This is a genomic window from Acinetobacter sp., assembly GCF_036666595.1.
GTDB lineage: Bacteria > Pseudomonadota > Gammaproteobacteria > Pseudomonadales > Moraxellaceae > Acinetobacter.
Map to the genome: position 1 here is coordinate 109,044 of NZ_JAVWVO010000007.1, position 15,001 is coordinate 124,044.

Consider the following 15,001-nt stretch of genomic DNA (forward strand, 5'->3'; position numbering starts at 1 on the left):
TCTCATAGGGATTGATTTCCAGATAGGATTTGATTGCGTCCACTGGCTTTAGCGGCATAGAGTGCTTTGTCCGCTTGACTCAAGAGTTGCTGAGGCCTGAGTTCATGGTGAGATTGTGCAATACCAAAACTAGCTGTAACACGAATAGATTGACCTTCGTCATTGCTAATGATTAAAGCCTCGATGGAAGCGCGACAACGTTCCGCAATTTGATGGGCTTTAATGTGTGAAGAATGTTTTAAAATAAGGATAAACTCTTCTCCGCCAAAGCGCCCCACTAGGTCATGTTCTCGTAAATGGTGATTTAATTCTTGGCTCACTGCGACGAGCACTTTATCTCCCATATGATGTCCAAATCGGTCATTGATGCTTTTAAAATGATCTAAATCTAAGAGAATGACCGCATAGGGGCTATGCTGATGTTGCTGATGTAAATACTCTAGACTTTGGCTGATACGGCGACGGTTAAATGTATTGGTCAGCGGGTCGATCTGACTTAAATGTTGAATGAGTCGCTCACGATGTCGCCATTGACTGAGTAAAATTTCAAATAAAATGAGACAAGTTATTAGGATTGGCATAACGAAATACAGCATCGACAGGAGCCAAAATCCATTGAGAAAGAGTTGGCCATCAATCTTAAAAATTGGGGCATAAGGAATCACATCAATAAAGCTGAGGTAGCCGGAGAAGACCAAAAAGCTGGTTGTGGGAATCAGCATGATATAAATGATTTTGCGTTTAAACAGGACTAAGCCCACGGTCAGTAAACAAATGTAGGCAATCATAGTCATTGGGCTTAATACGCCGACGAAATAACTGTCTTGGCAAAGAGAAATGACAAAAATGCCGATTGCGACATAGGGTAAAAAACGCTGTACCCAGACGCGATCATGTAGGACATAGCAGGGATAAATCAGTCCTGACAAGATCAGTAAAAAAATAGAGTTCAGTACGAATTGGATACGCACAATATCGAGATTGACCACCTGCCAATATTGCGGGTTCAGTAGGATAAAGCTATCCAAGCCAAGCCAAGCAATATGAATAATGCAAGCCAATACCAACATCAGAATGCACTTCTTCAAGGTACTCCAATTCATGATGACTTCCTTTTCCAGTAAATAGTGAGAAAGTTTATTTTTATTTAATTTTTTAGAGCTGGAGGCTAATGAATTCATTCAATCTTTTTATCCTCTTACTTTCATATTCTTTTTAATTTAAATAGTGTAATTAATTCTTAAAATTGAATTCAAAGATAGCATCTAAAATCATAGAAAAAATATCCCTATAAAAAGGGAAAAGTGTTCTATTTTTGCAACATAGTGTTTTAAATAAACCAATTATTCTAAGAGAAGGATTCTTTTAAGATGCAACTATTCAATAAAGATTATGCGGGAACATCCCATGAAAGTTTTACATATTGATTCAAGTATTATGGCGGATGCTTCTGTGTCTCGTCAGTTGAGCCAAGCCATTGTTTCGCAACTCAGCGAAAAGCATGCGCAAGTTGAGGTTGAATATTTGGATTTGGCAACTCAACCGATTCCACATTTAGACGCAGAAATTTTAATGGGTCAAAATGCAGAACAATCGGCTTTGGGCGAACGTATTATTCAACAGTACTTAGATGCGGACGTTGTGGTGATTGGTGCGGCGATGTATAACTTCGGGATTACTTCGACTTTAAAAGCATGGATTGACCGCATTAGTGTTGCAGGTCGTACCTTTAAATATACGGAAAATGGTCCTGTCGGTTTGGCTGGTGACAAGAAAGCCTATATTGCCAGTAGTCGCGGTGGTGTCTATGGGGAAAATAGTCCTGTTGACTTCCAAGAAGGCTTCTTAAAAACTGTCTTTAACTTTACTGGTGTGACCGATGTTGAAATCATTCGTGCTGAAGGCGTGAATATGGGCCAAGAGCTGAAAGACAAAGCCATTGCAGCAGCTCTAGCGCAGGTGAAAACGATCTAATAACAATAACCTTAGTTCCATGATTCCTCATTTGGTCAGCTTTAAGCTGACCTTTTTTTATGCGGAATTTGTCTAGTCTTGGTCGAGCGCTTGAGCAAACGTTGCGATGTCATGCAACGCCATTTTAGCTTCTGGAAACCATGCATTAAACATTTGAAAGTTATGCCACATGCCTGTGTATAGTTTAAATGTCACGTCTACGCCTGCCTTGGTCGCTTTATCTCTAAATCGCTGGGCATCGTCCAAAAGAATTTCTTTCGAACCGACTTGTACCAGGGTCGGCGGGAGGTCTGCTAAATCATCAAATAAAGGTGAAACAAGCGGGTCAGCCGGGTCGATTTGCTCAGGAACATAATAATCGATGCCTGTTTCAAGGGCTTCGATGGATAACAACGCATCCAGCTTACTGTTATAGCGAATAGATTCACTGGTTAAGCTTAAATCCAAAAACGGCGAAAGCAGAATCAGCCCACTGACTTGAGGACGTTGCTCATCACGAATGCGCAGCGCCAAGGCTAGCGCTAAATTTGCACCACATGAATCCCCCGATAAAATAATATCTTTGGCCTGTATACCTTGCTCTAATAACAGCTGATAAACGTCAAACAGTGCATCAATGGCTTCAGGATAGGGGTGTTCGGGTGACAACGGATAGTCAAGGTGAATGACCTGCATTTGTGTACTGGCTGCAAGGTCTGAGACAAACGCGCGATGGGTATTCATTGAACCTAAAAAGAAAGCCCCACCATGAATATGCAAAATGAGCTGAGTGGCTTCAGTTTCAGGTTTTAATTCTTCCGCACGCAGGCCTGCAAGACGTAGAGGGCGAATCTGGATCGACTTATTGAGCGGAAATGCACGGCACATTTGTTCAAGAAGAAACCGCTGACTACTGGGTGGAAGGCTAAAGCGACTTGGGGTTCGAATCGTGGTTTTTAACAACTGCTCCGTAAAAATTTGTTTCCATGGATCGGCAATCTTCATAGTTATTCCATTTTGTTATTTGTTTTACCTTGAGTTTGTGTATTTACCAACATAATTTACAAGGTTACACTAATTGGTCACATTGAAAAATTGAAAAATTGTTGTGACTTTTTAATAATGATAGTCGTCTATACTAGACTAGGGAAATGACAAAAATGAAAAAAATTGCACTTGCACTAAGCGTACTAGGATTAACCGCTCTAGCTCATGCAGCAGATCCGCTGAATGGCACTGTTTGGAAAACGATTGATGATAAAACTAAACAAGCGAAAGCCTTGGTTAAATTCACTGAGCAAAAAAATGGAACTTTAACTGCGAGTATTCAAGGTATTTTGACACCAGGTGAAGAAAATGCATGTACCAAGTGTGAAGGCCCATACAAAAACAAATCGTTGAAAGGTTTAACGATTGTACATGGTCTGAAAAACGCGGGCGGTACAAGCTATGAAGGTGGATCAATTTTAGATCCACAAACGGGCAAAACTTATAAATTAAAAGGCAACATTGCTGCTGGTGGTAAAAAACTAGAGCTTCGTGGCTATATTGGTGTGGCTGCATTAGGCCGTAACCAAACTTGGATTCGCGCAAACTAATCCCACCCAATAAAAAAAGCCGAGCAATTGCTCGGCTTTTTTCTGTTTTGTTATGCCTTCAAGGCACGAATTGCATCTTCATTGAACCCCACAATAAAACCATTCGGGGTTGCAATCACGGGGCGCTTGATGAGACTGTGATGGGTCGTGAGAGCTTCAATCAGTCCTTGCTCTGAAGCTAAAGCAGTGTCTTGTTCTGCTTCAGTCAGCTTACGCCAAGTGGTGCCTTTTTTATTCAGGACTACATCTGCCCCAATCTGATCGAGCCATGTTTTGACAGTCGCAGCATCAATGCCTTGTTTTTTATAATCATGAAACTCATACGCTAAACCTAACTCATTCAGTAGGTCGAATGCTTTTTTCATTGAATTACAATTTTTAATGCCATACACGTTTAACATGGAAAACCCTTTTGAATTTTAAGCTGGGTTTAGAGTAGCGGAAAAAGCAGAGTAGCTCTAGTGTCGCAATTTAAGCCAACAGCGTCATCGTCTTGTCATAAAAGCGATTTAGAATCAAATCAAAGAAAAATAGAATATAAAAAGAAAAAATATTAAAAAGCAGAGACTAAAAAAGAGAAAACCCGCATTTAATCATCCTGATTATGCGGGTCTCATTACAACGTCCATTGTCACATCCTTGAAAACCAACTATATCCATAGTTCGTTTTAATTTCATCCTACGGCGTCCTGTCCTTGTGCTGTCATCCTAACATCGTCCCTTTGCCGTGGAAACATAATGCACTGATTGATTGATCAGAAAAAGACTCAAAAAACGGCAGATAATGTAGGCTAAAAACCCATATTCAGTAAACATGTGTTCACTAAATATGAGCTAAATACTTACATTTTTCTAGATTTTGTAGTCAATAATGACAGGTGCATGGTCGCTAAACCATGTTTCTTTATAGACCCAAGCATTGACTGTACGGGCTTTCCAGTCAGGTGAGCAAGCCTGATAGTCAATACGCCAGCCCACGTTCTTGGCACGGGCTTGTCCACGGTTTGACCACCACGAATAAAGCTCAGCCTCTGGACGCACTTCACGGAAAGTATCGACATAGCCAAGTTCATCATAAATATGATCGAGCCAAGCGCGTTCGTGCGGTAAGCAGCCTGAGGCTTTTTGATTGCCTGACCAGTTTTTAATGTCGATGCGTTTATGTACGATGTTATAGTCACCACAGACAATCACGGATTTATTTTCATCGCGCCATTGTTTCAAAATTTGTTTGTATTCTTCTAAGAAGTGATCTTTACGCACTTGTGCTTCTTCACCAGAAGAACCCGATGGTAAATAGAGTGAACAAATATGCACGTTTTGGTCTAAGCCTAAGTCAAACTCAGCCGAAATAAAGCGGCCTTGAGAATCGGCCAATTCAAAACCAAGCCCATCAGTGACTGAAACAAAGGGCAAACGGCTATAAATGGCGGTACCAGCATACCCTGGACGTTCAGCAGGGAACAGGTGGGTATGCCAGCCTTCAGGTTTAAATTTATCGGTCCATTGTTCGTGGGTGATGCGAGATTCTTGCATGCAAATCACATCAGCATCTGATGTGGCAATCCAATCAAAAATCCCTTTTTTTTCTGCAGAACGTAGACCATTTACGTTAATTGAAACCACACGTAAAATTTTTTGATCACTTGGATAGCTACTCTTTGGTATCATGCGCAAGTCTTACCTCAATTTGAAAATACGGAGCACCGCATGACAACGCAAGCGACATTTAACCCTCAAGCTTTTATCGAACTCGCATTATCACGTGGCGTGCTTAAATTTGGTGAGTTTACTTTAAAATCGGGTCGTGTGAGTCCTTATTTTTTTAATGCAGGTTTACTCAATGATGGTGAAGCCTTGTCATTACTGGCGTCTGGCTATGCAACTAAACTGACAGAATGCAACAATGTTGAGGTGGTATTTGGCCCTGCGTACAAAGGGATTCCTTTTGTTGCTGCAACAGCGGTAGCCTTGTCACAAAATCATGGGGTGAGTGTGCCTTGGGGGTTTAACCGTAAAGAAGCCAAAGATCATGGTGAAGGCGGGGTCTTGGTTGGTGCATCCGTTGCAGGCAAAAAAGTCTGGATTATTGATGATGTGATTACTGCGGGCACAGCGATCCGTGAAGTAGTCACCATTTTGAAAAATGCAGGTGCGCAGATTGCAGGTGTGTTGGTGGCATTAGATCGTCAAGAAAAAGGTCAAGGTGAACTGTCTGCGATTCAAGAAGTCCAAAAAGAATTAGAAATTCCTGTGCATGCACTGGTGACCATGAAAGATTTGATGAATTATTTAGAGACTAAAGGTGAGACAGAAGCTTTAGCAAAAATGGAAGCCTACCGCGTGAAGTATGGCGTCTAAACGTTGAAACAAAAAAGGGAAGCCTCGGCTTCCTTTTTTATTCGCTTTCTCTTTCAGTTGGCGTTTGGCTATGCGCACCTTCCCAACCAATCATCGCGGTTTTACGTGTTGTCCCCCACATATAGCCGCCACGTTGCCCTGAAGACTGAATGACCCGATGGCATGGGATTAAAAAGGCAACGGGATTGCTGCCAATTGCTGTGCCGACCGCTCGTGAGGCACGCTCTTTTCCAATCTCTTGGGCAATATGTACATAACTGCTGAGCCGTCCCATGGGGATTTTAAGCAAACTTTGCCAAACCTTGAGCTGAAAGTCAGTGCCTTTCAGGTGCAGTTTAATCTCAGATAGGCTGTGTTGATCGTGCTGAAAAATCGCGAGTGCTTTGCGTTGTAATTCATCCTGATCTTCAATAAATGTCGCGCGTGGGAACTGTTTTTTCAGATAGGTCAATGCATCCCGATTTGCTTCGGTAAAGGCCATATGACAAATCCCTTTAGGGGTCGAGGCAATAATGACGGAGCCAAAAATGGTCTCGGCAAAGCTATAGTGGATGTGGAGTGCTTCACCGCCATGTTTATATTCTGCGGGCGTCATACCTTCGATTTGAACAAATAAATCATGCAATCGACTGGTACTAGAAAGGCCAGTGTCAAAGGTTGCTGCAAAAATATTATTTTCTGTGTGATTTTTCAAAACGGACTTTGCATATTCCACACTAATATATTGCAGAAATTTCTTCGGGCTAATGCCTGCCCATTCGCTAAAGATACGCTGAAAATGTGTAGGACTTAAATGAACGTGTTCTGCAATCTCAGCCAAACTGGGTTGCTGTTTGAAGTTTTGTTCAATATATTCAATCGCCTTTGCCACACGTGCATAGTTACTATGTTCTGTCATGATGACTCGCGGAAATCATTTAACTTAAGAAAACAGTAACAAATCCAGCGAGGCCTGAAAATCCGTTTCTTGCGCTTTATCAGAAAAGGTTCGGAGCATGCATTGATTGACTTAATCGTTCCTTGGTAAGCATAAAAAAAGCGGAACAGTGACCTGTTCCGCTTGAGATGGCGTTTTAACTGAAGGGTTTTAGAACTGGTAGTTCAAACGCATGAGGAAGCTACGTGGTGTACCTGGCATAGAGTCTGAACGCCAGTATTCTTTATTGGTCAAGTTACTGACAGCTAAAGTCACGTTCCATGGGTCAGCACTATAACCAATGGCAGCATCGACGCGATTGAAACCATCCATCTTGGTCAAGTTATTGATGTTTGGATAGTAAGAGCCAACATAAGTCACGCCAACTTCACCGTAGAGTTTTTCTGTAGGTAAGTAACGCACAAACAGGTTGCCTGTGTTTTTAGAGGTATTTGCTAATGCATTCCCTGCATTCTCAGGCTTTTCCTTATCCTTTTTCACTTCAGTATCCGTATAACCATAACCACCACGGACAAATAAGTTGTCCAGTACACGACCGATGAAGCTGAACTCTAAACCTTTGGCTTGATGCTCACCACCTACAGACCAAAGGAAAGGCTGTTCTTTGGCATCAGGTTGATAACGAATATTCTTTTTGCGAATGTCATAAACCGAAAGTTGTGTGTTTAAGCGTTGATCTAACCAATCACTCTTAATCCCAATTTCATATTGTTCATTATATTGCGGTTCAGCGTCATAGTATTTAGGGTCAGTATTGACATCAACAGAAATATTGCCGCGACCTCCATAAGGGGCGAAGCTCTTGTTATATGAGGTATAAAAACTATGTTGTTCTGATGGCTGCCATACAAAGCCAATATTAGGGCTGAAGGTCGTATCATCATATTGTTTTGAAAGGTTCTGGATATGATTGGTCGATTTGAAATTGTACTGATCATAGCGCATACCTAACATCATTTTCAGTTCAGGTGTCAGGCTAATTAAATCTTGAGCAAAGAACCCCATTGACTCACCTACGTGATGATTTTCCGAGGTTACAGGGAGGCGTTCAGAGCTTGGTAACGTATTATATTGGTCTGCTGGATTGTAGGGGTTAATAAAACCATAGTAGCGCGGAACACCTGTGCCACTTGAGTAATTTCCTAGTTTTGGTGAACGCTCTTCACGGCTGACATCTGCACCGATGAGGAGCTGATGTTCTATAGCTCCAGTTTTGAATGAACCAGATATATCAAAAGTATTGGTAATGGTCTTATTCATGGTTTCTTGCCATGCATAGCTTTGACGCACGTAACCATTCCAAGAACATGTCTCAGGCTTGGCAGCTATAGTGAGATTATTATTGCAATAGGTACCACCAAAGAAGTTGTCAAAGTTCTGATAAGCTTGGCGATAGCTGAGCGCCCAGTGGAAATTCCAATTTGGTGCATATTGATATTTCACATCAGTGCGAATTACTTGTAATTCATCTTCAATAAAATCGCCTTCTTGAGCAAAGCCAGTTTTGATTGAAACACCAGCGGGTAAATTACTATAAGAAGGCCCACGGTCAGGGGTTCGATTTAATTTGTCATAGGTATATTGTGTGGTCCACGTAAGGGTTTCGTCATCATTTTTATAAGTGAAACTTGGTGAGATCATTTCAATTTTACTGTCGATGCCTGAACGAAAACTATCCGCTTCACCGTATTCACCCGTCAAACGGACAGCCCAATTGTCATTCAACACTTGGTTAATATCTGCTGTTGCACCGTAGTTATCATATGAGCCGACATAGGTGCCGACGGAACTTTTCGAGTCAAAGTTGGCGTATTTACTCACCATATTGATCACACCGCCGCCAGCACTACGACCATATAACACCGAGGCAGGGCCTTTTAAAATTTCGATGCGTTCAATGTTGGATGTGCTGCGGCGGACTTGGCCACTTTCACGAATACCGTCACGGTAAATATCGCCCGAGTCGGCAGAGAAGCCACGGAGGGTGATGCCATCACCACGCGTATCGTAGCTGGTGGATACCCCTGGTGTGCCTTGTAGCATTACACTGAGGTCATTAGACCCATAGATTTTATATTTCTGTACATCGATGGTATCGATGGTTTGAGGAATATCTTTTTTCTTTAAACCATTCCGTGTGACATTGGCCTGATCATAATCGACATAGCTTTTGATTGGATCAAGTTCACTCATTGCCTCAATTTTTAAAGTAGGCAAAACTGCTGCTGTGCCCGATTTGTTTGTCGTCGCTTGAGAGGAGGGGTTCTCATTACTTTGTAGCGTCGCTTCATCCGCATAGGCTGCATGCGCATTTAAAATCATAAAGCTGAGAAGGCTATATTTGAATAGGTTAGAACCACAAAGCGGCTGTGGTGAAAATTTCATCATGATTTAAGGCTCGGAGAGAGTGAATGGCCAATAAAAATGAGAAGTATAATCATTTACTAAAAATGAACAAGACTTACGGTAATATTCATTTTTTCTACATAGTATTACTGAGTGGAAAAGTACAGCTGTACAGGCTGTTTAATTTTTCTAAAAAATTGATAAATAAGCATTAAAATTTGAAGGAAATGCAAAAGAATTATTTTTGTGAATTTTCCATGCATTTTTTACAGCTTAAAAGAACGCCTATTTTTTCTTGGCGTCCTTGCTCAGTTTGTACCCAAGGGCGGTTTTGCCACGGTGGAGTATGGCGGACATGTTGTGTGTGGCCACAGGCTAGTTCCGCCACCCAATGATGTTCTTCATCGAGATGAAAACCAACAATCGCTTGTTGCACTTAAGTATCTCCACTGGCGTGTTGGGTCTGGTCTAAGCCGTTTAAAAAACGCTGACACAGTTGATGGATGGCTACCAAATCATCGGGATCTAGGCCTAAAGAACATGCCAGCTCAAAAGGAATGGCCATAATTTTATCTTTGGCTAAGAGTGCTTTTTCCAGCAGAACGACTTTTTTCATACGTTCATCTTCTTTGACGGCAACACGCTTTAAAAACTGTTTTTCTTCTAGTTTTTTAATAATCGGGGTTAAGGTGCCTGAGTCAAAAAAGGTTTTTTGTCCAATCTCAGTCAGCGTCACATTGTCCTGCTCATATAAAGCCAACAAAACAATAAATTGCGGATAGGTCAGATCGTAAACCTGTAAGCGTGGACGGTATTGACGAACCATGGCATTGGTTGCGGAATACATGGCAAAACACACGCGGTTTTCTAAAAGTGGGGTGTCCGGCATGTTGCATGTCCTTGGGTGTTGATGTCTGTAAAGCAGTATAAATGAAATAGGGGGAGAAGTATATTGTGCATAATAATCTTGTGTACAAGTTAATTGTGTGCGATATTTATTTGAGATTGAGGTCGGTTCAGTCCTTGAAGCGACTTCAAGTAATGACATTTTGATGAATGGAAGAGATGTAATGACCACAATTTATGATTTTCAGGCTGAACTGTTAGAAGGCGAGCAAAAAAATCTGGCCGATTATCAAGGCAAGGTTTTATTGGTGGTGAATACCGCCAGCCAATGTGGTTTAACCCCGCAATTTGAAGGTTTGGAACAGTTATATCAGGACTATCAACAGCAAGGCCTGCTGATCTTAGGCTTTCCCTGCAACCAATTTGCGCAGCAAGACCCTGCGAGTAATGAAGAGATCGGTAGCTTTTGTCAGCGTAACTATGGGGTCTCTTTCCCAATGTTTGCCAAAGTTGATGTGAATGGTCCTACAGCACATCCGCTGTATCAGTATTTAACCACTGAAGCGAAAGGCATTTTAGGTAGCCAGAGCATCAAGTGGAATTTCACCAAGTTTCTCATTAATCAAAAAGGGCAGGTGGTGAAACGTTATGCGCCAATTGTTAAACCTGAAAAAATTGCCAAGGATATTCAACGTCTTTTGGCTTAATGGAGAAGGTGTGGAAAGGAGCTGTCGCGTGGTAATGGATGCATACTTTCCTTTGTTGCATCGCGCAGTTAGCAACTAAGTGGTTGCTGAAATATGTTGTAGTTATTTGAATAAAATAGATTTTTTAATCTTTAATTATTACACAACTTGTTGCACCCAAACCTGAAAACTTCGTTATACTTTTTGCCAAGTTTAAAAAATATGAGCGTGAGAATTATGCGTGTACTGGTAGTGATGGACCCGATTGAAACGGTGAATCTGAAAAAAGATTCCACCATGGCCATGTTATGGGCCGCAAGCCGTCGCGGACATGAGCTGGGTTATGCATTACAACACGATTTACATATCGATCAAGGTAAAGCCTTTGGTCTGATTTCTCCCTTAAAAGTGTTTGAAGACTACGATCATTATTTTGAGTTGGGCGAACAGCAAAAAGAGTCCTTGGCCGATTACGATGTGATCTTGATGCGTAAAGATCCACCGTTTGACATGAACTTTGTCTACACCACCTATATCTTGGAACAAGCAGAACGTGAAGGCGCGTGGATTATCAATAAACCACAGTCCTTACGTGACTGTAATGAAAAACTGTTTGCCACGCAGTTCCCCGAACTGCAAGTTCCTACATTAGTGACTTCACAACAAAGCCTCATTCGTGAATTTATCAAAGAACATGGTGATGTGATTGTGAAGCCTCTTGATGGTATGGGGGGTATGGGAATTTTCCGTTTATATCAAGATGGTGTGAACATTGGCTCCACTTTGGAAATGTTGACGGAAATGGGCACACGTCCAATTATGGCGCAGCGTTATATTCCTGAAATTGTGGAAGGGGATAAACGTATTTTGTTGGTCAATGGCGAACCGATTCCGTACTGTTTGGCGCGTATTCCACAAAACGGCGAAGTGCGTGGAAATTTGGCCGCAGGTGGTTTGGGTCAAGCACGTCCTTTGACTGAAAACGATAAGGCGATTGCTGCAAAAGTGGGACCCTTCTTACGTGAAAAAGGTTTGGTTTTTGTCGGACTTGATGTAATTGGCAACTATGTGACCGAGATTAATGTCACCAGTCCAACCTGTATTCGTGAGATTGATGCACAATTTGGCACCTCGATTGCCGATGATTTATTTGATGTCTTGGAAGCAGGCAAAGCCAGCTAAATTGACAGAAAAGGAACCTGAAATGGTTCCTTTTTTCTTTCATGGTGGTGGTCGGTTTTGAAATAGAAGTGTACTTTGCTGCAAAGTGTATCAATTTGGTTGAAAATAAAGCGGATTATGTTGCTAGACACTACAAATTTTTATCCTGCTCAAATGTATGCGCTCACATTGTATTTCTGAGCGATAAAATGAAGTGAATTGGGCTTTAAAATTATGTTAAATATTTGATTCAAATCAGCTTCATTGTTTTATTTTTAAATATCTCCAATTGCGCTGTCGAGCCTGATTGTGTGCTGTAGTTTGAGTAAAAATGCACATCTGATAACAAATCTAGTTTAAACTTGAAAATCAGTAGAAAAAAACAATCAAATGCCTGTTGAAAAAAAGTAAATAATCTTTCGCGGCTATGCGTTTGTGATTACAATTGATCGCTTAAAATTGAATTTTGTTTCCATATTTTTAGAATTGAAGAATTAGACTGTGACCGAAGCAACACAAACAAAGCCGAAACATGTAATGATGATGGCTGCCGGAACGGGCGGACATGTTTTTCCAGCACTTGCTGTGGCTAAGGAATTACAGCAACAAGGCTGCCAAGTCTCGTGGCTTGCTACGCCTACAGGTATGGAAAATCGCCTGCTTAAAAATCATGATATCCCAATTTATCAAATTGATATTCAAGGTGTGCGCGGCAATGGCTTAGTCCGCAAAGTATTGGCACCCTTTAAGATTTTAAAAGCCACTTTAAGTGCAATGCGCTACATGAAGCAGCTCAAAGTCGATGCCGTCGCGGGCTTTGGGGGGTATGTCGCTGGGCCTGGTGGATTGGCTGCGCGCGCACTGGGTATTCCTGTGATTATTCATGAGCAGAATGCGATTGCTGGATTTACCAATACGCAGTTATCACGTATTGCCAAAACAGTGTGTCAGGCGTTTCCAAATACCTTTGCGGCACAAGATAAAATTGTGACCACGGGTAATCCTGTCCGCAAAGAGATTACGGAAATTTTAAATCCGTCTTGGCGTTATCAAGAACGTGAAAAAGCTGGAGCCACGCTTCGAGTTTTAATTGTGGGTGGCTCGTTGGGTGCACAAGCGTTAAATGAGCGTGTTCCTGAAGCATTGACGCAATTGAATGTGCCTTTAAGCGTTTATCATCAGTGTGGTCAAAACCATGCAGATGCGACCCAAGCGCGTTATGCCGATGCCCCTGAGCAGCTTCAGGTTGAAGTCCACCCTTTTATTGAAGATATGGCCCAAGCTTATAGCGATGCCGATTTAATTATTTGCCGTGCTGGGGCGTTAACCGTGACCGAAATTGCGACTGCGGGTGTGGCTGCGGTGTTTGTTCCACTGCCAAGTGCAGTAGATGATCACCAAACGGCCAATGCAAAGTTTTTAGCCAATATTGGTGCAGCCAAAATTTGCCCACAAGCAAGCATGACGCCCGAGAGTTTAAAAGAATTATTATTACCCTTGATGAACCGGCAGTTATTGTCTGAAATGGCAGTGAAAGCACGTCAGCAAGCACAACCCGATGCAACCCAACATGTGGTTCGTTTAATTCAAGCATTGTAAACCGAGTATTTTATGTCGCCATCTACGCCTGCTGATCAAGCAAAAAAGTTAATTAAAGTGCCAGAAATGCGCCGTATTAAGCACATCCATTTTATTGGAATTGGTGGTGCGGGTATGTGTGGTATTGCCGAAGTGTTAAAGAATCAAGGCTACAAAGTCTCAGGTTCAGATATCAAGGCATCAAAAACCACGGCTCAGCTTGAAGAAAACGGCATCAAAGTCTACATCGGGCATACGGCTGAAAATATTCAAGGGGCAAACGTGATTGTGGTGTCGACTGCAATTGATGCAGAAAACCCAGAAATTAAAGCAGCCATTGAAACGCGTACACCTGTGGTGCGCCGTGCAGAAATGCTGGGTGAGCTGATGCGCTACCGTCATGGGATTGCTGTTGCGGGAACGCATGGTAAAACCACGACCACCAGCCTAGTCACGTGTATGTTGGCAGAAGAAAATCTCGATCCAACCTATGTGATTGGTGGTTTGCTGAATCGTACTGGTGTGAATGCTGCGCTGGGCGCGAGTCGTTTTATCGTGGCAGAGGCAGATGAATCAGATGCTTCATTCTTGCATTTGCAACCAATGGCCACCATCGTGACCAATATTGATGCAGACCATATGGACACCTATGGTGGTAGTTTCGATGTCTTAAAAGATACCTTTGTACAGTTCTTACAAAAACTACCGTTTTACGGCTTGGCTGTGGTGTGTGGCGATGATGCCAACATTCGTGAAATCATGCCGCGTATTGGTCGTCCATTGATCACGTATGGTTTTAACGAAGACAATGACATTCGTGCAGTGGATATTGAACAAGAAGGCATGCAGTCGCACTTTACCGTATTACGTAAAGATCGTGAGCCTTTGCGTTTAACCATCAATTTGCCGGGTTTGCATAATATTTTAAATGCACTTGCAGCGATCGGTATTGCAACTGATGAAGGTGTGTCTGATGCTGCGATTGCACGTGCGTTGGAAAGTTTCAGCGGCGTAGGCCGTCGTTTCCAAGTACAAGGCGAATTTGACATCGAAGGCGGCAATGTGAAATTGGTGGATGACTATGGTCACCATCCAAAAGAAGTCGAAGCGACTATTAAAGCGGCACGTGCAAGCCATCCAAACCGCCGTTTAGTGATGATGTTCCAGCCACACCGTTTTAGCCGTACCCGTGACTGTTTCGATGACTTTGTGGATGTACTGTCACATGTCGATCAGTTGTTGCTGCTTGAAGTCTATCCTGCGGGCGAAAAACCGATTGTGGGCGCAGACAGCCGTTCATTGGCGCGTAGTATTCGTTTACGTGGCGATGTAGAGCCGATTTTGATCGATCCGGTTGAAGGTAATTTGCAGCATGCGTTGAAAAAAGTGTTACAAGCGGATGACTTGTTATTGACGCAAGGCGCAGGTAATGTGGGGGCTATCTCGGTTGAGCTTGCAAGCAATCATTTATATTTAAAATAATCACGTTTTGTGATTACTCAATGAATAAAACAGTCATAAAGTTTAAGGATATC

Annotated in this window: 15 protein-coding genes; 7 read left to right on the forward strand and 8 right to left on the reverse strand. The window is 42.2% G+C overall.

Annotated elements, in window-relative coordinates; genetic code table 11:
- Positions 1-2 precede the first annotated feature (2 nt).
- Positions 3-1,181 (reverse strand): GGDEF domain-containing protein, encoded by a 1,179-nt coding sequence (locus RR876_RS10730; RefSeq protein WP_332476299.1) that lies wholly within the window; start codon positions 1,179-1,181, stop codon positions 3-5.
- Between the two features lie 226 nt (positions 1,182-1,407).
- Between RR876_RS10730 and RR876_RS10735 the strand changes: the two genes are divergently transcribed.
- Entirely contained in the window at positions 1,408-1,974 is a 567-nt protein-coding gene (locus tag RR876_RS10735) for an NAD(P)H-dependent oxidoreductase (RefSeq protein WP_332476300.1), read from the forward strand.
- A gap of 72 nt (positions 1,975-2,046) precedes the next feature.
- Here the strand turns inward: RR876_RS10735 and RR876_RS10740 are convergent, their stop codons facing one another.
- Positions 2,047-2,958, reverse strand: a complete 912-nt coding sequence (locus RR876_RS10740) for an alpha/beta hydrolase (protein ID WP_332476301.1) — start codon at positions 2,956-2,958, stop codon at positions 2,047-2,049.
- A 155-nt stretch (positions 2,959-3,113) separates the two neighbouring features.
- Here RR876_RS10740 and RR876_RS10745 point away from each other — a divergent pair, with 155 nt between their 5' ends.
- Positions 3,114-3,551, forward strand: coding sequence for a DUF2147 domain-containing protein (locus tag RR876_RS10745; RefSeq protein ID WP_004691748.1), 438 nt, complete (start codon positions 3,114-3,116; stop codon positions 3,549-3,551).
- 50 nt (positions 3,552-3,601) lie between these two features.
- Here the strand turns inward: RR876_RS10745 and RR876_RS10750 are convergent, their stop codons facing one another.
- Positions 3,602-3,952: a Spx/MgsR family RNA polymerase-binding regulatory protein gene (locus RR876_RS10750; RefSeq protein ID WP_332476302.1), complete on the reverse strand. Its 351-nt coding sequence runs from the start codon at positions 3,950-3,952 to the stop codon at positions 3,602-3,604.
- A 451-nt stretch (positions 3,953-4,403) separates the two neighbouring features.
- Positions 4,404-5,222 (reverse strand): exodeoxyribonuclease III, encoded by an 819-nt coding sequence (locus RR876_RS10755; RefSeq protein WP_062031929.1) that lies wholly within the window; start codon positions 5,220-5,222, stop codon positions 4,404-4,406.
- A gap of 39 nt (positions 5,223-5,261) precedes the next feature.
- Here RR876_RS10755 and pyrE point away from each other — a divergent pair, with 39 nt between their 5' ends.
- Positions 5,262-5,912: an orotate phosphoribosyltransferase gene (gene pyrE / locus RR876_RS10760; protein WP_332476303.1), complete on the forward strand. Its 651-nt coding sequence runs from the start codon at positions 5,262-5,264 to the stop codon at positions 5,910-5,912.
- A 37-nt stretch (positions 5,913-5,949) separates the two neighbouring features.
- Here the strand turns inward: pyrE and RR876_RS10765 are convergent, their stop codons facing one another.
- From RR876_RS10765 to RR876_RS10780, 4 genes are all read right to left on the reverse strand, one after another.
- A complete protein-coding gene (locus RR876_RS10765) occupies positions 5,950-6,810 on the reverse strand; it encodes a methylated-DNA--[protein]-cysteine S-methyltransferase (RefSeq protein ID WP_332476304.1) in 861 nt (286 codons plus the stop codon).
- 189 nt (positions 6,811-6,999) lie between these two features.
- The gene (locus RR876_RS10770) at positions 7,000-9,237 is read right to left on the reverse strand and encodes a TonB-dependent siderophore receptor (protein WP_332476305.1); all 2,238 of its coding nucleotides are present in this window, start codon (positions 9,235-9,237) and stop codon (positions 7,000-7,002) included.
- Positions 9,238-9,433: 196 nt separating this feature from the next.
- Complete coding sequence (locus RR876_RS10775; RefSeq protein ID WP_058870514.1) at positions 9,434-9,631, reverse strand: DUF3565 domain-containing protein; 198 nt, start codon at positions 9,629-9,631, stop codon at positions 9,434-9,436.
- On the reverse strand, positions 9,632-10,084 hold the full coding sequence (locus RR876_RS10780; RefSeq protein ID WP_332476306.1) for a MarR family transcriptional regulator: 453 nt from the start codon (positions 10,082-10,084) through the stop codon (positions 9,632-9,634).
- Between the two features lie 181 nt (positions 10,085-10,265).
- Here RR876_RS10780 and RR876_RS10785 point away from each other — a divergent pair, with 181 nt between their 5' ends.
- The 4 genes from RR876_RS10785 (at position 10,266) to murC (ending at position 14,948) form a co-directional block, all read left to right on the forward strand.
- Entirely contained in the window at positions 10,266-10,748 is a 483-nt protein-coding gene (locus tag RR876_RS10785; RefSeq protein ID WP_004978287.1) for a glutathione peroxidase, read from the forward strand.
- Positions 10,749-10,964: 216 nt separating this feature from the next.
- The gene (gene gshB, locus RR876_RS10790; RefSeq protein WP_332476307.1) at positions 10,965-11,909 is read left to right on the forward strand and encodes a glutathione synthase; all 945 of its coding nucleotides are present in this window, start codon (positions 10,965-10,967) and stop codon (positions 11,907-11,909) included.
- 480 nt (positions 11,910-12,389) lie between these two features.
- Positions 12,390-13,487: an undecaprenyldiphospho-muramoylpentapeptide beta-N-acetylglucosaminyltransferase gene (gene murG / locus RR876_RS10795; RefSeq protein ID WP_332476308.1), complete on the forward strand. Its 1,098-nt coding sequence runs from the start codon at positions 12,390-12,392 to the stop codon at positions 13,485-13,487.
- Positions 13,488-13,499: 12 nt separating this feature from the next.
- On the forward strand, positions 13,500-14,948 hold the full coding sequence (gene murC / locus RR876_RS10800; RefSeq protein WP_332476309.1) for a UDP-N-acetylmuramate--L-alanine ligase: 1,449 nt from the start codon (positions 13,500-13,502) through the stop codon (positions 14,946-14,948).
- Positions 14,949-15,001 lie beyond the last annotated feature (53 nt).